Below are 19,649 nucleotides of genomic sequence, written 5' to 3' on the forward strand. Positions count from 1 at the left end.
TTATGGCTTACAAGGGAAGCTACGATAAATTCCTAAACGACCTAAACCCGTTTTCGGTCGGGATACCAAGGACAACAGTGCTGTTCGTTCTGCTTTTCGTGATGAGCGTGATAATGGGCATAGCCTCGGTAGCCCTTATCAACTACAACCTGATAAACTCCCACTTCACGTACATAGTGCTGAACGGCGCTGTTACCGGCATACTCGCGATAATGCTCCCGACGCTGCTCACGATAATAATAGTGAAGTCCGTCAAGAGGTACATAGACTCGAAGTACATATTCTTCATATCCATAATAGGCACCATAGCCTATTCCATATTCATACTTCTTGGCAGCATAGTGTACATACTGACGCACGCATACGCTACATCCACCGCAATAATACTCGTAGGGGATGCGAGCATATTCGTGTGGTGGTTCTTCGCCGACAAGGTCGTCCTGGGGCAGAAAAAGAGGGCGGAGCTCCTGGCGCTGGTGCAGCCCACGCTGAACGTGCTGCTGTACCTCCCCGCAAGCGGACTCATACTGACGTTCAAGACCCCTTTCAACATACTGCTTCTGAAGCTCTATGCGGGCATATTCATATTCCTGATAGTGAGCTACGCCATAATATACATCATAGACAGGCCCTACAACAAGAACTTCGGATTCCACAGCTTCGATGCGGTTTCCCAGCTGATACAGAACTGGCTGTTCGACGTGAATACCTCGGTGCCGTTCGGGCGCAACTTCGGCACCCCAACAACGATAAGGACTGACACGCTAGTCTTCAAGCAGCCCGGGGGATCGATAAAGGCGATATTCTTCGCGCCCAACATACACTACGGGCCATCCGGCACTCTTGCAGGAAGCGACTTTCCGTACATGCTGGAGAGGCACTCCTACGCCAGGCACAGCGTGCCCACGTTCGTGATGCACTGCGCCGTTGACATGGACCACAACCCCGTGTCAAGCACGCAGTTCAACAGCATAAGGGACGCTTTCGAAAGCGGCATAAGGGAGTGCAGGCAGGTGAAGCCCTCCGGATTTTCATATACAAGGAGCGAGTACGGTGACTCAAAGATAATAAGGCTGGGCTTCGGCAACGTCTCGCTAGTTACGCTCACAAGGGCGCCCAAGGTCACGGAGGACGTTTCCATGGAATCCGCGATCCTGTTCAGCGAGCTACTGAGCGCAAAGTTCGGCACGTCTGTTCTGATAGACGCGCACAATTCGAGATACGAGACCGCGCCCAAGGCCGAGCTCGACGGCGTCAAGTTCAACTCCAAGGTATCAAAGGAATACATAAATGCGATAAGGGCCATGGACAAGCCGCAGCACAGGAACGGAAAGACGCTCATGGGCGTCGCCAGCATGGAGATACATTCAAGGCTTGGGTTCCCGAAGGACATAGCCAAGGGCAACATGAACGTTGCGGTATTCAAGTTCAACGGCTTCAAGTACGCGATAATACAGATAAACTCGAACAACGCGCTCCCGCAGTTCAGGAACGCGATGGTGTCCCATCTCAAGAAGAAGTACGGGATAGACGCGGAATTGTACACAACGGATACGCACGCGGTGAACTCCCTGGAGCTGAACGTCAAGAACGTCCTAGGCAGGCAGACAAGATACAACGATCTCATCAAGCTCGTGGACAGCACGATGGAGGAGGCGATATCGAACACAGGCCCTGTGACCGTGTACCACAGCATGAACGAGATGAAGAGGTTCAAGGTCTGGGGCCCTGACACCATGGAAAACATGATAACGATAGCGAGATCCACATACGGGCTTACCAGGCTGCTTGTCCCTATAATAGTGGTGCTCGGCTTCATAGTCGCCGCATGGATCATAATCATAATATGACGCAATGCAACCGGGAACTTCGGACAAAATCTTTATTAAGCTTTCAGGAAAATCCTTCTTAAGGTTTTGCAATGAGACACAAGAGTCTTGTCAGGAATCTGTCCAACATGGATATGGGGGGAAGCGACCGGATGGTCACGGAAGCGATGCTGCGCGACATGGAGGAAACCAGGAACGCGATCAAGGGCATACTTTGCGACGTGAAGCAGACCAGCAGTGACATTTCAAAATTGGATGACGTGAAGGGCATAAGGGCATTGCGGGGCGACATAGCCCAGAGCGTGAGCAGCATCAGGAAGAAGAGGCTGGAGAACAGGCACACCAAGAGGGAGCTGCTCGACTTCCTGAGGAGCGGCAGCTTCGCCATCGAGAGCAAGGATACCGCAAGCCATCGGAATGCTGCGAGGGCCAGATGAATAGGCAGGAAAGGCTAAGCAATGCAAAAGGTATTAATTCCAGCCATATGAATTATTACCATGCTTAAGATGTACCAGAAGTCGTCCACGATAGGCGATGCGAAGCGCAGCATCGGCAGGCAAATAACCATAAAGGGCTGGATATACAGGAAGAGGAGCAGCGGAGGCAAGATATTCGCGGTGATACACGACCATACCGGGACAATGCAGTGCGTGATAGACAGGAAGTCGCTCAACGAGAAAGATTGGGAATGCATAGACAAGGCGTATCTTGAATCAAGCATAATATTGAGGGGAAAGCTGAAAAAGGACGAGAGGGCGCCCGGAGGGGTTGAGCTTGAGGCAAGCGAGCTGCACGTGCTTCACAGCGGAGACCAGTTCCCGATAACGGAGTACCAGAGCCCTGAGCTCCTCCTGGATTTCAGGCACCTCTGGCTCAGGAGCCAGAGAATGCGCATGATAATGAGGGCGCGCTCCTACGTCTTCAGGTACCTCAGGGAGTTCCTTGACAGGAGGATGTTCTACGAGATAAGCCCACCGCTGCTTACCGTAAGCGCCGGCGAGACTGGCTCCAACCTGTTCGAGGTGGAATATTTCGGGAAAAAGGTGTATCTAACGGAATCGTCGCAGCTCTACTCCGAGGCTATGGTATACTCGCTAGGCAAGGTGTATACGCTGGCGCCATCCTACAGGGCCGAGAGGTCGAGGACCGTCAAGCACCTTGCGGAATACTGGCACCTCGAGCCGGAGATGGCATACTACGACAACGCCATGAGCATGCGCCTACAGTCAGAGCTGGTGAGCTATGTGGCTAACAGGCTCGCATCAAAGAACGCTGACATACTCGAGGCGCTGAACGTAAGCCCAGAAACTCTTTCAAGGATAAGGCCCCCGTTCAGGAAGATGACATACGAGCAGGCGATCGCAAAGCTTGGCGAAATGGGATCATCGAAGAAGTGGGGCGACGACTTCGGCGTGGAGGAGGAAAGGCTCCTAACGATGGATGAGGAAAAGCCCATATTCGTGTACAACTGGCCGAAGGAGATAAAGGCCTTCTACATGCCTGTAAACGACAAGGACCCCAGGACGGTCGCGTGCGCAGACATGCTTGCGCCGAAGGGACACGGAGAGATAATAGGAGGCAGCGAGAGGATCTGGAAGGAGGATGAGCTGGTCTCAAGGATGAAAGAGTTAAATTTCAATCTTGACAATTATAAATGGTACATAGACCTGAGGAAGTACGGGTCCGTGCCGCATTCGGGATTCGGCCTCGGGGCGGAGCGCCTCATAAAGTGGATGCTGAACCTCGAGCACATAAGGGATGCGATACCGTTCCCAAGGATGATAAACAGGATGTCCCCATAAGGTGTTTTTATGCAGAACGTAATAAATGCGTATACATTGTCTTTCGTGATACTGTCAGTGTTCGCGCTAGCTGCCTACCTTGCGCACATGCTGAGGAGGAAGCAGATGCTGAATGTAATACCCCTGTTCGCCAGCATAGTGACTGCATATCTTGTATACGGGCTGATAGGCGCCCACGGATCAGCAGGGTACTACAACCTGCTGGCCCTTGACATATGCATAGCCCTCGTATCTACTATACTGGCGATACTCTACATCACCAAGCCCTACATATTCATAGGCCTCATGCTGCTACTCATTGCAGGATTCATCATATACGCTAGCGGCTATCCCTCCAATACCGGGTTCGCAGGCATGTTCGCCATAGGCACCATATACGGCCTGCTGTACAGGGAATTCGTGCTAGGCCCGAAAAGGTCCGACAAGGCTAAGAAGCAGAAGAAAAAGGAGATAAACAGGGACATGGTGCAGATACTGCTTGGAATAGTGCTTGTGGGTGTCATGCTGGTATTCCATTATTCCTCATCCGTAAGCATAATATTCGGGCTTATGCTTCTAGGATACGCATTCAACAACCTTCTTGCGAACATAAGGATAGGGTCTTTTTACAGGCGGGCGATGGACCTTGAGAGGAAAGACTCAACCTACGGGCAGGGCGCCACGTACCTTGCTGCGAGCACGGCACTCGTGATAGGGTTCACCAGCGGCGCCAACATGCTGCTTTTCGGGATAATAGTACTGTTCTTCGCGGATTCGATAGCCACTATCGTCGGGATAAGCGCAAGGGGCGCGTCGTCATTGCCGTACAACAGGTACAAGACGATAGTTGGGACGCTTGCGTTCTTCGCCGTTGCGGCCGTGGGCGGCTACCTGATACTCGGCCTGTACGGGCTCCTGTTCGCCGCGATACTTGCGTTCGTGGAGAGCATAGACCTGTCTATAGACGACAACATAAGGAGCGGCATAGTAATAGCGCTGCTCAAGGCGCTTACCGGCATATGAATCTCATATGCCCGCATCGGCCATTATGGACCCGACAGCATGCATGTCGTCCGCATGGCCTCCATTGCTGTCCGCAGGCAGCTCCATTACGAAAGAGCCGTTCCTGAATGCGCCGTTGCAAAAAAGGGCAACGAATCCCTCCCTTCCTATGTTGCCCCTGCCTATGTGCTCGTGCCTGTCCAGGCCGCTGCCAATGGGGTATTTGGCGTCATTGAGGTGGACCAGCTTCAGCCTCGAAAGCCCGATGCACCTTTCGAGCTCTTCCACTGTTTTATCCACTCCGTCGGAATCGCTTATGTCATACCCAGCCGCAAACGCATGGCAGGTGTCAAAGCACAGGCCGATCCTATCCGAATCCAGAACGTCCATTATCTTCCCTATGTCCTCGAACCTAGAGCCGACGCAGTTGGTGTAGCCAGAGCCGTTCTCAAGGAGTATATCGACGTTGCCTGCTGAATCAATTGCATTGGAAACAGCGCCGCATATGTTCTCCATCCCGATCCCGATGCCCTTGCCGAGGTGCGATCCAAGGTGTATGACAAGGTACTTTATGCCAAGCGCGTCGCAGTTGCCCATGTTGCTTACCAGCATCTCCTTGCTTTTCCTATAAACTTCCGCGTTCGGAGACGCGGGGTTGCAAAGATAGGGTATGTGCGCGAACGCCTCAAGGCCGTTGGACCTAGTCAGCTCCTTGAATTCGGAGCAGCCATCCGCATCCATCGCGGAATTCTTCCAGGACCTGGAGCTTGTCGTAAATACCTGAAATGCGCCATATCCCTCCAGGGCAGCCTCCCTCGGCGCGTTCGCAACTGACCCTGCAATGGAAAGGTGAAATCCAAGTCTTATCATAGTCGCACCGCAAAGGCATACAATTAGAATGGTGTAATAAAAAGGCAGCTGCAAGAATGCCACTAATCAGTACGAAACGAATCTATTTAAAAGGATTGCCGTTTCAATAGTCTCCGCGGGGTGTTAGTTTGGGAAATAAAAGACGAGTGTTTAGCATGTATGATATAGAGCAGTTTTTGAAAGATGCGGGCGCGGAGAGGATAAACGAAAGGGCGCTCATAAGCCTGGAGAGGGAATTGCAAAACACCGTCAAGGAGCTGATAGACGAGGCATCGCTTTATGCCAATTATGCAGGAAGGAGGAAGATGATAAACATATCTGATGTGGAGCTCGCGGGAAAGGGCAAGATAAAGGGAAACAGAATAAGGTACATGAAGAAAGGCAGGAAAATGCGCGCAAGGCAGGCAAGGCCGAGGATAAGCGTCCCAAGGATAGCGATTGTGAACAGCATGCCTGTAATAGAGCCTGTGCCCCAGATAATGCCTCAGTAGGCGCTCTGTTGGCCTACATCCAGAAACTGTTCCTAGCAAATGCATGCGGCCGCAAAACTGCAGGTATTTTTAACTATTCTTGCAGATTTATAATGGATTGAGACTAGGCATTATGCCCTTGTAGTATAACTTGGATAGAACGCGGGCTTGCGGAGCCTGTGATCCGGGTTCAAATCCCGGCGAGGGCGTGATAATCAAAGGTTCAACGCCACTACCCAACCAGCCTTAAAAGCCGTAGATTTGATTAAATCTATGCCAAAAGACTACCTTCACAACGGAGCCTATAGGTTAGCATTAGAGCTACGAAAACTGGAAGAGGAGGCTACAGAGCCTAACAGGTCGTATGCCCTGAAATATGCGAAATACCTGGAAATAAACAACAGGAAGGAAAGGACTGTTGAAAGAAGGATCCACGAACTAAGGTATTTCCTAAGGCTTATAGGGAAGGACGCAAAGAAGGCCACAAAGAGCGATATAGAGAACTTGGTAGTCTACATAGGTAAGAGCAGTCTAGCTGAAATAAGTAAAAACAGGACAAAACTGACCATAAAGAGCTTCTATAGGTGGCTCTACGAATCAGAGGTATTCCCTGATCTTGTAAAGTGGATAAAGATAGAGCGATCCAACACCACCAAGCTACCAGAGGAACTTCTAACAGAGGACGACATAGTAAAGCTCCTGGAAGGTTGTAAGAACCAAAGGGATAGGGCAATAATAGCCCTATTGTGGGATACTGGCATTAGGGTAGGAGAGCTGTTAAATCTTAAGCACAGGGATATTGTTCTGAACAAAGATACTGCAAGCTACATCAAGGTAGACGGGAAAACAGGCATGAGAAGAGTGCCGATAGTCTTTGCTGTGCCATATCTGGTAAATTATCTTAATGTAACCATTAGCAAAGGACCTAATGAAGCCCTATTCCTTACAAAAGTATGTCTACCATATGATTACAAAAACATAAGGAAGCTACTTTCTCAACTGAAAGGACGTACAAACATCAATAAACGGCTCTATCCGCACCTATTCAGGCATAGCAGAGCCTCTTACTATGCAAACAGCCTAACAGAACAGCAGTTAAAGTTCTTCTTTGGCTGGGTAGGAGACAGCAAAATGGCCTCTACATATGTGCATTTATCGGGCAGGGACATAGACAATGCGGTTCTAAAAGCAAACGGGATTTTAGACAACAAAGGAGAGCCAATAAAACCTAAATTGGCTATAAAATCATGCCTAAAATGCAACCATTCAAACGAAGCAACTGCTAAACATTGTGTAAATTGCGGCAGTCCTTTAGATATAAGTCCAATTCAACAAATAGATAGGGCAGAAAAACTAGAGAGTAGAGTAGAAATGTTAACACAAGCAATCCAAATGTTAATGGAAAAATTGGATCCACAAACTAAAAATAAAATTTTAGAATTTATGGAAAAATAAATTAAAGATCCTCAGGTACCTTAGCCCTTTTCTTATTATTACACTTCTCACATGTTAATCTGATATTGCTTTCCTCTGTAGGGCCACCTCTGGACCAAGGAATCTTATGATCAAATTCAATTTCTTTATCTAATACCGGTTTCCCACAAATTTGACATAAATAATTATCCCTTCTTGCAACTCTCAATATCATTTGTCTAGGCGGGTTTCTAGAAATATTTCGCATATCTTTTGTCTCAGTAAATGGTTCATTAGTAATAAATACTGGGCAAATATGACCAAATATTTTACAAGTTTTTTCTAAGATCTCTTTAGAATGTTTAATGGGATAATCTTTGGGATTAAATTCCTTTACTTCTTTTTCAAAAAGAGGTTTTCTCCAACCCGTATACGCTCCCTTCTCTAATTGACTCTTTAAAAATTCATTATGCTCTATTGCCTGTTCTCTTGTAGGTGGTAAAGCTGGAAATTGTTCAACAAGAGGCCCATAAGGGCAGTACTTCAGTTCCCAACATGGTTTGCAAACATGTTTTGTTCTTTTACTCCAAACCTTTCCAAATTCAATTTCCTCTTTAGATGGTTTGTGGCCTTTATTATATTCTATTCTTTCTTTCATTAATTCTTCATCAACATCAATTCCGTATGACATACTCTCACATTATTTATTGTTTTTAATGTATTCTTTAAACTCTTTGGCCTTATCAAATCTTTCTTGGCGGGTTAATGCTCTCAAAACCCATAACTCTTTAGTTATTACTTCTGCTAATAAAAGTTCATAAAGGTCAAAAGGGAATATTATAATAGGAAATTTAGAATTTTGTACTTTAGATAAAAGAGAATCCAATACCAAACTTTTTACATCCTTATATGCAATACAATATTTTCCAATTACAGCTATTATATTATTGTTTCTTTCCTTTTCTATCTTTAACTTCTGATTGGTGCTTAGTTTATCCATATTAGTAATTAGATCTTTAGTTTCTCTAGTAGCCTTTATACCGAGAAGTATCATTATAATCTTCATAACAACCATTCCTAAATTTACGTTGTTATATGTAATATAAGAGCTAATGGGCTGATTTATTATAATATCATTTAATAGCTCTGCCTCCCTTTGGGTTAAATCAAATTGTATAGTAAAATAATCTGTTAGAATACGCCCATCTAATTGTAAAGGTCTGCCTTTTACTCTTAAACTTGATCTACTTATTACGTAAGGCTCTATCTCGCGTAATTGATACATAATTGTTTGTCTAGATACACCTGTAGTTTTAGCCATTTCTAAAGCTGTAATTGGTTTTTCTAAAAGAAGATACGCATAACTTTGAAAAGATTCGCTCTGGAATAATTTCTGTATTGTGTTAAATTTTTCATTCATTTTATACACCCGTAAATATTATTCTCTAGTTTTCACATATGTGTAAAGCTACTTAACTTATGTTAAGTAATGATACATATAAATCTTTAAATGTTGTTAAATATTTGGTGTTTGTATGAAAAAGGAGCAAGTTGTAATAAACGATAAAATTGCGGAATTTCTAGAAGGAAAGGTTAAGCAGGGGTTCAAAAAATCAAGCTACATAAGGAGTTTGATAGAAGAGGCTATGAAGAGAGATGTAGGCGGTGCCTAAATGATAGAGAAAACCGATTTTATAGAATTATTACTCTCGTGGTATGAAAGACAAATTAAAAAAGGAAAAGAAAAGGGTGCTACTAACACCCTAGTTGATAATGATGTTAAGAGATCAGAGAGGACTAGCACTATTTAAGGAGATTGGTCTAACTGTAGAGCTGCTAAGAATTGAGTATAGGGGCAATATTGCTAAACTATACATACCGCAGATAGTTAGAGAGGCACTTAAACTAGATCCAAGTAAAGACATTTCACTAATTTTATTCCATGATAATGAAAGTGGCCTGAATTTGTTAGTAAAGGATACTGATCTGTCAAAATTGATTAAACCACTAATCTTAGATGCCAGGCAAATTAAACAAAAAGTAAATGATAAAATGCATTGTATTGGTGATTAGATGAAGAGGCAAGCATTGCCACTTGAAGAAAGAACAATACCTGTACCCATCAAGATAAAATATGTTAAGATGGCCGAAGAACGTAAGATAAAAATGAGTGAATTTATAAGGCAGTTGATAGAAAAAATTATTGAATTGGATAAATTAAATCAAAAACTCAAAAGTGATAGTAATATTATTACAAATAAGGAAGGTAAGTATTGATTCAGTTAGACTTATGCATATAAGTTATGTTTTAATACTTTATAATATACACGATAATATTACTACTTTTATACTATGCGAAAATCTGTATCAATTTCCTTAGAAATAGATAAGGCAATAAAAGAAGTAAAAGAAAAAGAGGGTGGAAGATCAATAAGTTACTCCAAGGCTCTCAATTATCTGGTGGCTTTAGGTATTGATAGGTATAATGATATATTTAAAAATGCCAAAATTCAAAAACCGAAATATGATCATGATAAATATAAAAGAGGAAATTACTGACCTTTTAGTGTACTTTTGTGTGTGCAATATGTGTACAATAAGCGCCCAATATATGTGCTTTTAATGTGCTTTAATTTTATTTTCTAATAATAATCAAAAGTATGTCATTTTAAACCTTTAAACTCTCTTAGCTTGAAATCTACTTCATACAAGAAAACCTCAACATTAGACATCATCTTTAAAGCATAATCAAGTTTTTTATCGTATGCTCCAGCTATTATTATACCCCTTACATTATTGTCCCCCATTTTATCTCTTATCCAACCCATATATCTTGCTATCTGGCCTATTGTATCATCACTTGTTTGATTCTTTTTAAGCTCTATTACGACAAAATTATTGTTTTTCTTATCCTTTGCTAGAATATCAATAGGTCCAATATCTGTTTTATATTGCTGGCTAACAAGTTCACCATCTTCAATAATTAAATCATATTTTTTGCCAAAATCAGTTCTTTCCCAGTTTTCAATTATAAAATCTTCAAGTTGCTTTTCCATATAGAAGATTCCTTGGCTATACTCTGGTTGGCTAGAAATTTGAGGTATTGATACTGTTTTGGCATAATATTCAAGTAGCGTATTTAAATCGGATTCTAGGCCTTTTTCCGAAACTACTTGGTCATTCTCAGAATATAGATAGTTTATTTTTTCCTTGTCTGATTTTATTTTATACGCTTTAAAAACGAAAGAGTCGCCGTACCTTGCAACTTCTCTGTTGAAATGAGTTGCTATAGTTTGTGTTGAAGTTGTTATCTCTGTGGGCCACGATTTTCCAAATTCTTCAGTCTCACTCACGCCATATGCTAGAATTAGTGTATCAAATTCCTTATAATAGAGATAGCATGGGTAGAAACCTTTACTTACTTGCATATCAGGAGCTGTAAATGCAATCCATGGTATCCTTGCTGGGGCGCCCATTCCAAAAGAGACCCTCATTTTCAACCCATTCCACTCTTTTGGATACATAGAAGTTTTAAGATCGCTAGTTGTAGCTTGTAAAACGAATTTGTTTAATATTGAAGTCCAATTATTTTGATTTTCCATTCTCTCCACCCACAGGTTTAGGAGCAGCCCTTTTTTCTACAGCCTTTGATTTAGGCTCTTCTACCTTTGTTTCCTTTTCTACCGCGCCTTTTACTTGTTCTACTGCTGTTTCAGCATCTCTTATGAATTGTCCGTAAGTTTTTATTTCTACTAAATGTAGAGCATAATTCCATGATTTTAACTTGTTTGTTATGGCTTCGTCTGTACTATCTCCTATTAGAAGCAAACCTTTAGGCTTCTTTTCCTTTATAACCTCTGATTCTGGTAATCTAGAGTGTGCTATTGCAACTGTCTGATCTAAATAGTCAATTAATTGATCAAGACTTTTTGTAACTACAGCGGTAATTTGACCGCCGCCGTCTACTAGAACTTCACTAGGCCTTTTTAACTCAACTATCCTTTGTGAACCGTCTGTAAGAGTAATCGTAAAATCAAAAATATCTGTTGATCCTGCTCTTAGTTTAGATATCGCAGAAATAACATTCGCACCAAAAAGCCACCTTTTACCATTTAAAAAACTTTGAATATCTTCTTCACGTTTGTTATCTCTTGTAAAATTAACTATTAAATTTTTTAACTCACTCAATTCACTATCTAGTATTTTTATACTATTTGAATCTCTTTTGAATTCTTCAATCTCTTTCTTATGTTTCTCCTCTAGATCCTTAATTAGTCCTTCTCTTAATTTTTCTTGATCAGTCAATTGCTGCTTTAGTGCCTCTATTATACTATCTCTTTTTCCCACTTCTTTAGATATTTTATCTGACTGGCTAGCTAAATCTCCACTAGATAGAATTGTTTTATCCCAACCTAAAAATCCGTAATTCTTTCTAGCAAAATTCAATACCTTGGCTAGCGTTTCATCTGAATATATATTGAAATTAGTCTGAAATGGTGTTTCACCAGTTCTAGAATTTTTAACCCTATTAGCTAAACGTATAAGTTTTTCTCCAGTTTCTTCATTTTCAACCAGATATACTTCACTAATACTTCTTTTATCTTTGCGCTCTTCTAGATGTTCCCATTTTATTTGTTTATATGGCCACTTTAGCTCTTTAGGCACATATAAAGGATCTTCTTCTGCCAATCTATCACTTAATTATTTCTACTATCAACCTATTTTCTCCACCATTAGACCATTTTAAAAGAGTACCTTTCCCTATATTTTTCCATCTTGTTAATTCTCTTGGTATGGTAACTATAAATTGGCCATTTGATAATCTCATAACTCTAGTGTAATGCTTTGCGATAACATTATAAGTACGTCTTTTTCTATACTCCCCCATATTATTAGCCATAGATAAATTTATATAAATAGACTGTATTTATTAAGAATGGTGAAAACTATGCCCAAACAAGAAGGGCGTAGAACCTCTGATTATAACGCTCGGCGAGGGCGATGAACCCCAAATTTCCGACCGTCTTCCAGAGAAAAATGTCGGAAATATGGTCGGGGTTCGAAACCCCAAGTGGGCGTTATTCTTAAATTTAAAACCCACGCTTTGTCTTGAGGTAAGGAAAAGAGCTTAAATATATAAAAGCACTTAATAGAAACGGTGAGAAGTTTGTCAAGCATATCAAAACCTAAACCCGCATCAGAAATCAGTAGGTTATCGGAGGATACAATAAAAGGATTTGATATTAATTCTTCAACAATTGAAATATCTGAAATGACACTTTATAGAGGTTCAAGAAATTCGGGGCAAAAAACTTTAGAACATTCAGAAATGACAAATATGGCTGGAGTATACCTGACAGATGATAGACTAAGTGCAGTAAAGTATGCAGTAAAAGGTACAGGTTTAAAAATGAGTGATGAATGGCATTCAAAGAAACCAATATTATATACATGTTCAATAAAAGACATGAAAATTTTAGATTTGAGTAAAGATAAAACAGAGACGGCAGTATTAGAAGGGTTTTCAGAGTTTCTGCATAAAATAGACGACTCTGGAAGATTAGATGCACTTTTGTTTCCGGATCATAAATGGTCAGATGATGAAAGACAACTTTTATCTGATGACTCAAAATTCAAAGAATTTGTTAGCAAAATAAATGGTAAAAATGTAGCAAGTAAGATATATAAGAAATTAAATGGAACTTTTACTGAATATATAAGAAGTTTTGGCTATGATGGAATTATGGATTTTGATAAAAATATTCTCATATTTGACCCACACAAGGTAAAAATCATTGAAGAAAAAGAATTGTCTTAATGAATTATTTCCTTACTCCTTTGCAAAGAAGCAAGGGAGGGCGTTAAACATACTTTTAAAGAACGGCGAGGGCGATTCAATTTCGGGGTTATATAGGAACGTCGATTTCCAACAAAAAGTACTGATCGACAGCTCGATTTCCAACAAAAAAGACTGATCGTCGCCTCGATTTCCAACACCTGTAAAAGTTACTTTACATGTGCGGGTGGTCGATGGTAGAGGGGGATTTTTGGGTGTGATTGGAGGATATATGGAATCGAGAAAGAAGTGACTATTTATTCTTCTGTGAAGCATGCCACGCTACGTGGTCTTCAAATTCATTAGAAGGAATATCAGACCCACAAATCGCACAGTGCATTAAACCTTGCTGTGGTCTAGGAGAAGTTTGTGCCTGTTGCCTACCTTTCTCTTTGTAATATTCTTCCTTCTGGATCGCCCTGGTCCTAGCCTTTTCCTTGCCTCGATTCCAGCTATAGAAAGCATAAACCATAATTCCAATAGCAATTATTACAAGAATGATTGAGCCTGTGGGATTATGAATAAGAACAGCGGCTATAACAAAAACAAGAGCTAGAAAGGTCAGTCCTCCATAAAACAACAGTCCTTTCACGCCACCTATAATGAAATCTATGAAACTCATATCATCTTCAATTAAACTACGATAGAAAGTTCTTTAAATACAACTCAATTTGTTTTAAGATGTTAAGATTTAGCTTACATACCCTCAACCACCAAAAGGTATATATATCTTAATGTTATACTATGTTATATGATGTTATATGGTGAAACTACAATTAGAGTTGTCTGAAAAGGAGAATGGCATAGTAGAAGTGTACAAGTCAGTCAACAAGCTCAAGACAAAACAGGAAGCAATAAAAGCGATGATTAACCATTTTGAAGTGTCGATAAAGCCAAAGAAAATTGACACAAAGGATTACTTTTCCACTTAAGGTGCGATTATGATACCAATAATCTTGTATACGGTTATAGCAATAGTAGCCCTAGCAGTCATCCTAATAGCTAGGGGCTGGATAAGGATATACAACAAGTTCCAGTACTGGTATAACAAAGCAGAGGAGAGGTTTGCCAATATAGACGTGATAATGCAGCAAAGAATAGACATGCTGCCTGCTTTGGCTCAGGCCATAAAGAAATATGATATACACGAATACAAAGCCATAAAGGATACCATAGAGGCCAGAAGCAGATGGACTAAAGATGCACCACTGAGTGAGAAAGTCGCCTCTGCCCAGGATATCGAGAACAATTTCTTAAAGATACAGGCTGTTTTTGAAAGATATCCTCAATTAAAGTCATCTAAACTGCATGCAAAGATAATGGGTCACGGAAACATATCAAGTATGGAAAGAAGGCTTTCTAAATACAGATTGGGCTACAACAAAGTAGTTGAAGAATACAATAGAAGAGTTGCAATATTTCCTAGGAATGTTGTTGCAAAGGTACACGGATTTAAGAGATTAGAATACCTTACATTAGGAAACAAAATAAACCAAGGAGAGCAAGAGACATACAAACCAAGGGAATTGTTTAGTGGCTAAATGGCTGGCTATCTAATAGAGTTTAGGATTAGAGGGTACGCTAAAAGATATGCCAGAAGCTTGATATATGACGTTGCCAAGAAATTCCACGTAAGAGGCGTGACACATAAAAGTAAAGTTGTACCCCACATAACAATGTATGGACCATTTAGAACGTATAAGCAGAAAGATGTGGTTAATGCACTGCAAAATGTGTGTTCCAAATACAATTCAGTCCCATTCACATTTAAGGGATTCAACTACTTTGATAATGCAAAAAATAAAGTAGTGTACTTGGACATAGAGCCTTCCGAAAAACTGGTAAATCTAAGGTATGAGTTGTCAAAAGCTTTACTACCAATAACTTCAACCATATCAAAAGAGGATAAAAGAGGCAGGGATGATTTTAAATTTCATTCTACAATAGCGTTCAAAGATATCGACTACAAATTTAGGAACATTTGGAATTATATAAAAGAAAAAGAAAGGCCAAATATCAAACAGCGTTTACTTAGGGTTACCTTGTTAAGAAATGGCAAAATACTTTACGAATACGATCTGCTACAGCAGAGGCTACTAAACAGGAAAGAAGCTTTAAGCAGACTTATCTTTATGAAAACAATCAAAATGATGAAAGATAACTATGAAGAAGCTGAAGATTATCAAATTTATAAGAAACAAGAGGCAAAAGCCAAGGAATCCATATTAATCAGAATCAAAAATCTGTTTAAGGTATAAAAATGGTCCGTAAAAGAAGACGTGGTGCAGCAATCGTTGATACATCTAAAGGTATTCTGGTAGTCAGTGGCAGAAAAAGGCTTTTTATTCTTCCAGGCGGCGGCGCAAGAAAGGGTGAAAGTAGAAGGAAAGCTGCTATGAGAGAGCTGCGTGAGGAGACTGGTCTTAAACCAATAAGTTCGCACTATTTGTTTAGGTATGTCGGATATGTACACAAGGCACATGGGGGTGGGTATTTTCAAGACCATAACAAAGTATTCTTGGTAAAAGTTGTTGGAAAAGCCCGACCACGACATGAAGTTAGACATATCGAATATTATAGAGAAGGTTCTGAGATAAGAATATCTCGCGTTACGGAGAAGATAATAAATAGATATTACCAGATAAAGTTTGGAAATAATGAGATGAAATGAATGGGTTGGCATTGCCATAATTGTAATTACTGGAATGTTGACTCTAGAGGTAAATGTGCTAATTGTGGAGCGCCGCAATATACTTATGCTGCTCCTACGAGGGGAACTTACAAACATAGAAGTTCGTCTGCTGGTAAAATAGCTCTTGTAGTTGTTGCAATTATTATTCTTGCAGTTATTGTTGTTATTGCATATACAAACAACCATAATAATTTTTCAGGCCTATTTGGTAACTCTACGATTAATCAATTGAATAATGGTCCATCTGCATCAAGCCCAGAATACGTGTCAATACAAAGATTGATTGAAAATTCTTCCTCGTATCTAAACAAATTGATAACGACTAATGGACTCTTAGTTCAAATGAACTTGGGTGATCAGGTTCCGGGTTCATATTCCCTCTTTGATTCACAGAGCCAAGCAATACGGGTAATTCTTCCACAAGGTGTAGTATTTCAAAATAGAACTAATTACACAATAACTGGAGTTGTTTCGATATATCATTTTCCGCCTGCGCAATGGAATGGCTATACTAATAATCAGTATACTTATTACATAAATGGATCTGCTAATGTAAATTCGTCGCAGTCGACAATATCAGGATCGGCCTCAGGGGACCTGGTTTTTTGCATAAATAGGCTCGTATTTAGAACTAGCAATTCTAGAGGATTAAATGAAAGCCAGATTCAAGAACTGGTAAATTACTGTGAGTACTATGGGTATGCACCAGGAGTTGTCAATGGAACAAACTATACATACATATGCCAAGGAGTAAAAGCATGCCAACAATGATAAAATGGATAGCTCAGGGTTCAAGAAAAAATTGTTGGAAACTAAAAAAGACAAAGCAATTGAGATTGCTCTTTTAGTCTGCGAAAGAGAGCATTTACCTATCCCAAAAATCAATTTTAAAGGATGCCAACAAGAAACACAAGATCACCTAGCACATTATCACCCCGACTTGCATAAAATTTGTATCTCAGAGATACAGCTGTATAAATTGAAAACTTTAAGGGATGTTGAAAACACAATGTATCATGAACTTGCACACATAGTAGAACAAAACCATGGACCTGGATTTGTAAGAGCTAAAAATAAATTCAGCTTAGATACTTGGAGACCACCACAAGGCGTTATGTATGTCAAAGGTGGTCAGAAAATAGAGATTCCGAAACAAGAAAAAGAGAAAATAGACAAGATTAGATGCAACTATCACCTTTGTAGAAAGAAAAGAAAGCTCTCTAAATGTCCTTACTGTAAGAGATATTTTTGCAAGGAACATATCAAACCTATTGTTCCTGGTAAATCAAACACTGATGCTGACCACGAAATGGATTACCATCCTTGCTCCCCCTACTATAATTATGACAAAAAGCAGAAGGAAATTGAGCACGAGAAGTACCGTGAAGCTTTGGACGCATTGAAGTATAGGGATTACAATTTTAGATTCGAAGATAAACAGGATGTTGTTAAACCTAAAAACGAAAAGTTTGAGAGAGACTACCAGAACTTTAAAAAACAAATTATAGAAAAACAAAGGAATAATACTGCAAAGAAAATGTCTAAAGAAGAGATTGAAGAATCTAGGAAAAAGCTTGGGATAAACATCACGCACGTTTCTAGGTCGAAGCCTAAAAAGAAAAGTTTGTTTGATAAATTAAAGGGATTTTTTAGCCATGAAAATTCCTGATGCAAAATACCAATAACGCAGATAGGGATAAATAGAAGAATGTACATATACTATTTCAAAGATTTACACGATCTTCTGTGGGATAGAAACGGATATAGGCGAGATTGGTATAAAAGGATTCATGATGCCTGTATTCGGTGTAATCGACGGTGCACTTACCTATGTAATTATACAATTCATAACGTTGATGATGGCACATAAGCAATAACCGCGCAATCCTTGGGAAATACGTCAACAACATGCCGTCAAACATCCTGGGCATAATGACATTCGTGATAATGGCAATTTCAGCTATTTTATTTGTGTATCTTCAGCTGATCTAGTTAAAGTCCATACCAAACTCTGTCATGTCGTATCAATTCAGTAGTACCATCGGTACTGCGAGAATTCGAAAACGAAATATCACCCCGAGTTATTTATGTTTTTCCACTCCGAATAATTTACCGTGAGATTATGAACAGCGATATAGTGCACTATGAGATACCTGCAAAGAACGCAGAGAAATTGAGCAAGTTCTATGCAAATGTTTTCGGATGGAAGTTCAAGGATTCGGGAATGAAGGGCATGAAGTACTGGCTCATAAGAATGAGCTCTTCTAGGCCAAAAGGCTTCCTTTCTTCCGGGGGAATGTACAAAAAGTCGAAAAGCGAGCGACCTGTAAATTATATCGGAACGCCCAACATAGACAGCACAATAAAGAAGTTCGTTAAGGCTGGCGGGAAGATAACCCAGAAGAAGGTTGAAATAATAGGAATGGGCTGGTCGGCAAAGGGAATTGATCCCGAAGGCAACATAGTGGGAATCTTCCAGGCAACGATGCAGCCATCAAGAAGACGCAATTGAATGGTTGTGCCAATCCGGCCAATCTTGGTTGTAGGTTATCCTTTTGCGGTCTTATCTACAACTTAGATTTCAGAAATGATAATCTTTTTTCGTCAGTTAGCAACTTGCCTACGCTCGGGCCGAATATTCTTTTATTTTTCCTAAGTAGCTTTATAAACTGGCTGAATTTAACTTCAAGCACATTGATTTTTTCACCGTTTTCTAAATTTTGTTTTCCAACCCTGAAGCAATCACGCGCTATGAAAAGATGCACGTAATAATCTACGCGCGGATAGTCCAATACGTCTACTGTGTCAAGCAATTTCCACTTATTGGAAGCCAGGCCGGTCTCTTCCAGCAATTCCCTTTTTGCAGCGGCAAGAGGGGTCTCATTTTTTTCTATGCCCCCTCCGAATAACGTATAATATCTGCCCCTTCCTGGCTGTCTTTCTTCCGCTATGAGTATTTTACCATTCATTGTCGCGAAAATCTTTACACCGCTTTTTTTCCTCAAGCCCTCAAAAGTCCCATAAGTTCCGTCAAACATCTTTTCTTTCCATTGGTAGACATCCCACAACTTACCCTTAAAAACCAATTTGGCGCGTTTGGGCAGCTTTGACTTCATATTAACCCCCTCTAGGTGCACATTGACAATATGTAAATAAGATGCGCAACATATAAAATTCCTAATAACTAAACTGATTCATGTCATTACGATGAAAATTCATGAATCAAAGATGGTTAAATGTCATTTTTCAGGAGAAAATCCTCTATTAAAGGCGAGGGGAAGGAAGGGGTAGAAGAGCAGTATGCCAAATTGATAGAAACTGGCTCTATATTTTCTGGCAAGGTCCATAAATCCGTAGAAATCCAGTCCAATTACATCGCTTTTAAGCATTTCATTGACGCGGCTGCTCTCGCGGCTTCGCATCCCTCTGAATTGGGAGCAGACAAGTCCAAAGGCGCCGCAATGAAGGCATACGGTGCTGCTTATAAGGCCGGAGAATTGGCTTATGACAGGGGCTATTCTGAACTTGCCTTAATCTCCTTTAAGGACGCGTTAAATGCGTCGAAAGAATTCGATCTGGATAAAGAACTGACGGATAAGGCAGTTTCTGCCATCTCAAAAATCCAATTAAGGAAATAACGCTGCAGCATCCATTTTTGCCTGATTAAACCCAAGATAACCGAGCCCCGGGAGGTCTCATTGATTGAAGCGCTGTTTAGACGGATGTTTTTTAACCGTCGATGTACGACGGTAAGGT

General features: G+C 40.8%; 27 protein-coding genes and 1 tRNA gene. 20 read left to right on the top strand and 8 right to left on the bottom strand.

From position 1 onward, the window contains the following. Positions 1-2: 2 nt before the first annotated feature. From KGI06_02970 to KGI06_02985, 4 genes are all read left to right on the top strand, one after another. Positions 3-1,850, top strand: a complete 1,848-nt coding sequence (locus tag KGI06_02970) for a DUF2070 family protein (GenBank protein MDE1871177.1) — start codon at positions 3-5, stop codon at positions 1,848-1,850. Between the two features lie 71 nt (positions 1,851-1,921). After that, positions 1,922-2,266, top strand: coding sequence for a hypothetical protein (locus KGI06_02975; GenBank protein MDE1871178.1), 345 nt, complete (start codon positions 1,922-1,924; stop codon positions 2,264-2,266). 60 nt (positions 2,267-2,326) lie between these two features. After that, positions 2,327-3,631, top strand: coding sequence for an asparagine--tRNA ligase (gene asnS, locus KGI06_02980; protein MDE1871179.1), 1,305 nt, complete (start codon positions 2,327-2,329; stop codon positions 3,629-3,631). Between the two features lie 9 nt (positions 3,632-3,640). After that, positions 3,641-4,633 (top strand): hypothetical protein, encoded by a 993-nt coding sequence (locus KGI06_02985; GenBank protein ID MDE1871180.1) that lies wholly within the window; start codon positions 3,641-3,643, stop codon positions 4,631-4,633. A gap of 3 nt (positions 4,634-4,636) precedes the next feature. Here the strand turns inward: KGI06_02985 and KGI06_02990 are convergent, their stop codons facing one another. Beyond that, positions 4,637-5,482, bottom strand: a complete 846-nt coding sequence (locus KGI06_02990) for a deoxyribonuclease IV (protein MDE1871181.1) — start codon at positions 5,480-5,482, stop codon at positions 4,637-4,639. A 155-nt stretch (positions 5,483-5,637) separates the two neighbouring features. Here KGI06_02990 and KGI06_02995 point away from each other — a divergent pair, with 155 nt between their 5' ends. The 3 genes from KGI06_02995 to KGI06_03005 all read left to right on the top strand — a co-directional run bounded on the left by KGI06_02995 (position 5,638) and on the right by KGI06_03005 (position 7,407). Beyond that, complete coding sequence (locus tag KGI06_02995) at positions 5,638-5,973, top strand: hypothetical protein (protein MDE1871182.1); 336 nt, start codon at positions 5,638-5,640, stop codon at positions 5,971-5,973. 114 nt (positions 5,974-6,087) lie between these two features. Then, positions 6,088-6,161, top strand: a tRNA-Arg gene (locus KGI06_03000). Positions 6,162-6,225: 64 nt separating this feature from the next. Continuing rightward, positions 6,226-7,407, top strand: coding sequence for a tyrosine-type recombinase/integrase (locus KGI06_03005; protein ID MDE1871183.1), 1,182 nt, complete (start codon positions 6,226-6,228; stop codon positions 7,405-7,407). Between the two features lies 1 nt (position 7,408). Here the strand turns inward: KGI06_03005 and KGI06_03010 are convergent, their stop codons facing one another. Then, positions 7,409-7,633, bottom strand: a complete 225-nt coding sequence (locus KGI06_03010) for an HNH endonuclease (GenBank protein ID MDE1871184.1) — start codon at positions 7,631-7,633, stop codon at positions 7,409-7,411. A gap of 432 nt (positions 7,634-8,065) precedes the next feature. Further along, on the bottom strand, positions 8,066-8,785 hold the full coding sequence (locus KGI06_03015) for a helix-turn-helix transcriptional regulator (protein ID MDE1871185.1): 720 nt from the start codon (positions 8,783-8,785) through the stop codon (positions 8,066-8,068). Positions 8,786-8,900: 115 nt separating this feature from the next. Between KGI06_03015 and KGI06_03020 the strand changes: the two genes are divergently transcribed. The 4 genes from KGI06_03020 (at position 8,901) to KGI06_03035 (ending at position 9,924) form a co-directional block, all read left to right on the top strand. Further along, the gene (locus KGI06_03020; protein MDE1871186.1) at positions 8,901-9,038 is read left to right on the top strand and encodes a hypothetical protein; all 138 of its coding nucleotides are present in this window, start codon (positions 8,901-8,903) and stop codon (positions 9,036-9,038) included. A 100-nt stretch (positions 9,039-9,138) separates the two neighbouring features. After that, entirely contained in the window at positions 9,139-9,438 is a 300-nt protein-coding gene (locus KGI06_03025; protein ID MDE1871187.1) for a hypothetical protein, read from the top strand. Beyond that, on the top strand, positions 9,439-9,642 hold the full coding sequence (locus KGI06_03030; protein ID MDE1871188.1) for a hypothetical protein: 204 nt from the start codon (positions 9,439-9,441) through the stop codon (positions 9,640-9,642). It begins immediately after the preceding gene. Positions 9,643-9,717: 75 nt separating this feature from the next. After that, entirely contained in the window at positions 9,718-9,924 is a 207-nt protein-coding gene (locus KGI06_03035; GenBank protein ID MDE1871189.1) for a hypothetical protein, read from the top strand. A gap of 104 nt (positions 9,925-10,028) precedes the next feature. On the opposite strand, the gene KGI06_03040 is transcribed toward KGI06_03035, so the two are convergent. Genes KGI06_03040 through KGI06_03050 form a run of 3 tightly spaced genes read right to left on the bottom strand, consistent with a single transcriptional unit; the run spans position 10,029 to position 12,253 of the window. Beyond that, entirely contained in the window at positions 10,029-10,967 is a 939-nt protein-coding gene (locus KGI06_03040; protein MDE1871190.1) for a DUF1016 family protein, read from the bottom strand. Next, a complete protein-coding gene (locus tag KGI06_03045; protein MDE1871191.1) occupies positions 10,951-12,054 on the bottom strand; it encodes a hypothetical protein in 1,104 nt (367 codons plus the stop codon). Before KGI06_03045 ends, KGI06_03040 begins: the two co-directional genes overlap by 17 nt. Before the next feature lie 4 nt (positions 12,055-12,058). Beyond that, positions 12,059-12,253: a hypothetical protein gene (locus KGI06_03050; GenBank protein MDE1871192.1), complete on the bottom strand. Its 195-nt coding sequence runs from the start codon at positions 12,251-12,253 to the stop codon at positions 12,059-12,061. Between the two features lie 279 nt (positions 12,254-12,532). On the opposite strand from KGI06_03050, the gene KGI06_03055 reads away from it, so the two are divergent. Beyond that, a complete protein-coding gene (locus KGI06_03055) occupies positions 12,533-13,183 on the top strand; it encodes a hypothetical protein (protein ID MDE1871193.1) in 651 nt (216 codons plus the stop codon). Between the two features lie 271 nt (positions 13,184-13,454). On the opposite strand, the gene KGI06_03060 is transcribed toward KGI06_03055, so the two are convergent. After that, positions 13,455-13,823: a hypothetical protein gene (locus KGI06_03060; GenBank protein MDE1871194.1), complete on the bottom strand. Its 369-nt coding sequence runs from the start codon at positions 13,821-13,823 to the stop codon at positions 13,455-13,457. A 139-nt stretch (positions 13,824-13,962) separates the two neighbouring features. Here KGI06_03060 and KGI06_03065 point away from each other — a divergent pair, with 139 nt between their 5' ends. The 7 genes from KGI06_03065 (at position 13,963) to KGI06_03095 (ending at position 18,405) form a co-directional block, all read left to right on the top strand. After that, entirely contained in the window at positions 13,963-14,133 is a 171-nt protein-coding gene (locus KGI06_03065; protein MDE1871195.1) for a DUF2683 family protein, read from the top strand. Positions 14,134-14,142: 9 nt separating this feature from the next. Further along, positions 14,143-14,742, top strand: a complete 600-nt coding sequence (locus KGI06_03070; protein MDE1871196.1) for a LemA family protein — start codon at positions 14,143-14,145, stop codon at positions 14,740-14,742. Next, the gene (locus KGI06_03075) at positions 14,743-15,459 is read left to right on the top strand and encodes a 2'-5' RNA ligase family protein (protein ID MDE1871197.1); all 717 of its coding nucleotides are present in this window, start codon (positions 14,743-14,745) and stop codon (positions 15,457-15,459) included. A gap of 2 nt (positions 15,460-15,461) precedes the next feature. Further along, positions 15,462-15,872 carry an NUDIX domain-containing protein gene (locus KGI06_03080; protein MDE1871198.1) on the top strand — a complete coding sequence of 137 codons (411 nt, stop codon included), beginning with the start codon at positions 15,462-15,464 and terminating at the stop codon, positions 15,870-15,872. Next, entirely contained in the window at positions 15,873-16,664 is a 792-nt protein-coding gene (locus tag KGI06_03085; protein MDE1871199.1) for a hypothetical protein, read from the top strand. A gap of 4 nt (positions 16,665-16,668) precedes the next feature. Further along, a complete protein-coding gene (locus tag KGI06_03090; GenBank protein ID MDE1871200.1) occupies positions 16,669-17,562 on the top strand; it encodes a hypothetical protein in 894 nt (297 codons plus the stop codon). Positions 17,563-18,015: 453 nt separating this feature from the next. Continuing rightward, positions 18,016-18,405, top strand: coding sequence for a VOC family protein (locus tag KGI06_03095; GenBank protein ID MDE1871201.1), 390 nt, complete (start codon positions 18,016-18,018; stop codon positions 18,403-18,405). A 55-nt stretch (positions 18,406-18,460) separates the two neighbouring features. Here the strand turns inward: KGI06_03095 and KGI06_03100 are convergent, their stop codons facing one another. Continuing rightward, positions 18,461-19,009 (bottom strand): NUDIX hydrolase, encoded by a 549-nt coding sequence (locus tag KGI06_03100; protein ID MDE1871202.1) that lies wholly within the window; start codon positions 19,007-19,009, stop codon positions 18,461-18,463. 120 nt (positions 19,010-19,129) lie between these two features. Here KGI06_03100 and KGI06_03105 point away from each other — a divergent pair, with 120 nt between their 5' ends. After that, positions 19,130-19,531, top strand: coding sequence for a hypothetical protein (locus KGI06_03105; GenBank protein ID MDE1871203.1), 402 nt, complete (start codon positions 19,130-19,132; stop codon positions 19,529-19,531). Positions 19,532-19,649: the final 118 nt, after the last annotated feature.

It is taken from the genome of Candidatus Micrarchaeota archaeon, assembly GCA_028866575.1.
Lineage (GTDB): Archaea > Micrarchaeota > Micrarchaeia > Micrarchaeales > Micrarchaeaceae > UBA12276.

What these genes read in the sequence shown, in the direction of transcription:
- KGI06_02970 (MDE1871177.1), top strand. Translation starts at nt 3, where the DNA reads ATGGCTTACAAGGGAAGCTACGATAAATTCCTAAACGACCTAAACCCG.
- KGI06_02975 (MDE1871178.1), top strand. Translation starts at nt 1,922, where the DNA reads ATGAGACACAAGAGTCTTGTCAGGAATCTGTCCAACATGGATATGGGG.
- asnS (MDE1871179.1), top strand. Translation starts at nt 2,327, where the DNA reads ATGCTTAAGATGTACCAGAAGTCGTCCACGATAGGCGATGCGAAGCGC.
- KGI06_02985 (MDE1871180.1), top strand. Translation starts at nt 3,641, where the DNA reads ATGCAGAACGTAATAAATGCGTATACATTGTCTTTCGTGATACTGTCA.
- KGI06_02990 (MDE1871181.1), bottom strand. Translation starts at nt 5,482, where the DNA reads ATGATAAGACTTGGATTTCACCTTTCCATTGCAGGGTCAGTTGCGAAC.
- KGI06_02995 (MDE1871182.1), top strand. Translation starts at nt 5,638, where the DNA reads ATGTATGATATAGAGCAGTTTTTGAAAGATGCGGGCGCGGAGAGGATA.
- KGI06_03005 (MDE1871183.1), top strand. Translation starts at nt 6,226, where the DNA reads ATGCCAAAAGACTACCTTCACAACGGAGCCTATAGGTTAGCATTAGAG.
- KGI06_03010 (MDE1871184.1), bottom strand. Translation starts at nt 7,633, where the DNA reads ATGCGAAATATTTCTAGAAACCCGCCTAGACAAATGATATTGAGAGTT.
- KGI06_03015 (MDE1871185.1), bottom strand. Translation starts at nt 8,785, where the DNA reads ATGAATGAAAAATTTAACACAATACAGAAATTATTCCAGAGCGAATCT.
- KGI06_03020 (MDE1871186.1), top strand. Translation starts at nt 8,901, where the DNA reads ATGAAAAAGGAGCAAGTTGTAATAAACGATAAAATTGCGGAATTTCTA.
- KGI06_03025 (MDE1871187.1), top strand. Translation starts at nt 9,139, where the DNA reads ATGATGTTAAGAGATCAGAGAGGACTAGCACTATTTAAGGAGATTGGT.
- KGI06_03030 (MDE1871188.1), top strand. Translation starts at nt 9,439, where the DNA reads ATGAAGAGGCAAGCATTGCCACTTGAAGAAAGAACAATACCTGTACCC.
- KGI06_03035 (MDE1871189.1), top strand. Translation starts at nt 9,718, where the DNA reads ATGCGAAAATCTGTATCAATTTCCTTAGAAATAGATAAGGCAATAAAA.
- KGI06_03040 (MDE1871190.1), bottom strand. Translation starts at nt 10,967, where the DNA reads ATGGAAAATCAAAATAATTGGACTTCAATATTAAACAAATTCGTTTTA.
- KGI06_03050 (MDE1871192.1), bottom strand. Translation starts at nt 12,253, where the DNA reads ATGGGGGAGTATAGAAAAAGACGTACTTATAATGTTATCGCAAAGCAT.
- KGI06_03060 (MDE1871194.1), bottom strand. Translation starts at nt 13,823, where the DNA reads ATGAGTTTCATAGATTTCATTATAGGTGGCGTGAAAGGACTGTTGTTT.
- KGI06_03065 (MDE1871195.1), top strand. Translation starts at nt 13,963, where the DNA reads ATGGTGAAACTACAATTAGAGTTGTCTGAAAAGGAGAATGGCATAGTA.
- KGI06_03070 (MDE1871196.1), top strand. Translation starts at nt 14,143, where the DNA reads ATGATACCAATAATCTTGTATACGGTTATAGCAATAGTAGCCCTAGCA.
- KGI06_03075 (MDE1871197.1), top strand. Translation starts at nt 14,743, where the DNA reads ATGGCTGGCTATCTAATAGAGTTTAGGATTAGAGGGTACGCTAAAAGA.
- KGI06_03080 (MDE1871198.1), top strand. Translation starts at nt 15,462, where the DNA reads ATGGTCCGTAAAAGAAGACGTGGTGCAGCAATCGTTGATACATCTAAA.
- KGI06_03085 (MDE1871199.1), top strand. Translation starts at nt 15,873, where the DNA reads ATGGGTTGGCATTGCCATAATTGTAATTACTGGAATGTTGACTCTAGA.
- KGI06_03090 (MDE1871200.1), top strand. Translation starts at nt 16,669, where the DNA reads ATGGATAGCTCAGGGTTCAAGAAAAAATTGTTGGAAACTAAAAAAGAC.
- KGI06_03095 (MDE1871201.1), top strand. Translation starts at nt 18,016, where the DNA reads ATGAACAGCGATATAGTGCACTATGAGATACCTGCAAAGAACGCAGAG.
- KGI06_03100 (MDE1871202.1), bottom strand. Translation starts at nt 19,009, where the DNA reads ATGAAGTCAAAGCTGCCCAAACGCGCCAAATTGGTTTTTAAGGGTAAG.
- KGI06_03105 (MDE1871203.1), top strand. Translation starts at nt 19,130, where the DNA reads ATGTCATTTTTCAGGAGAAAATCCTCTATTAAAGGCGAGGGGAAGGAA.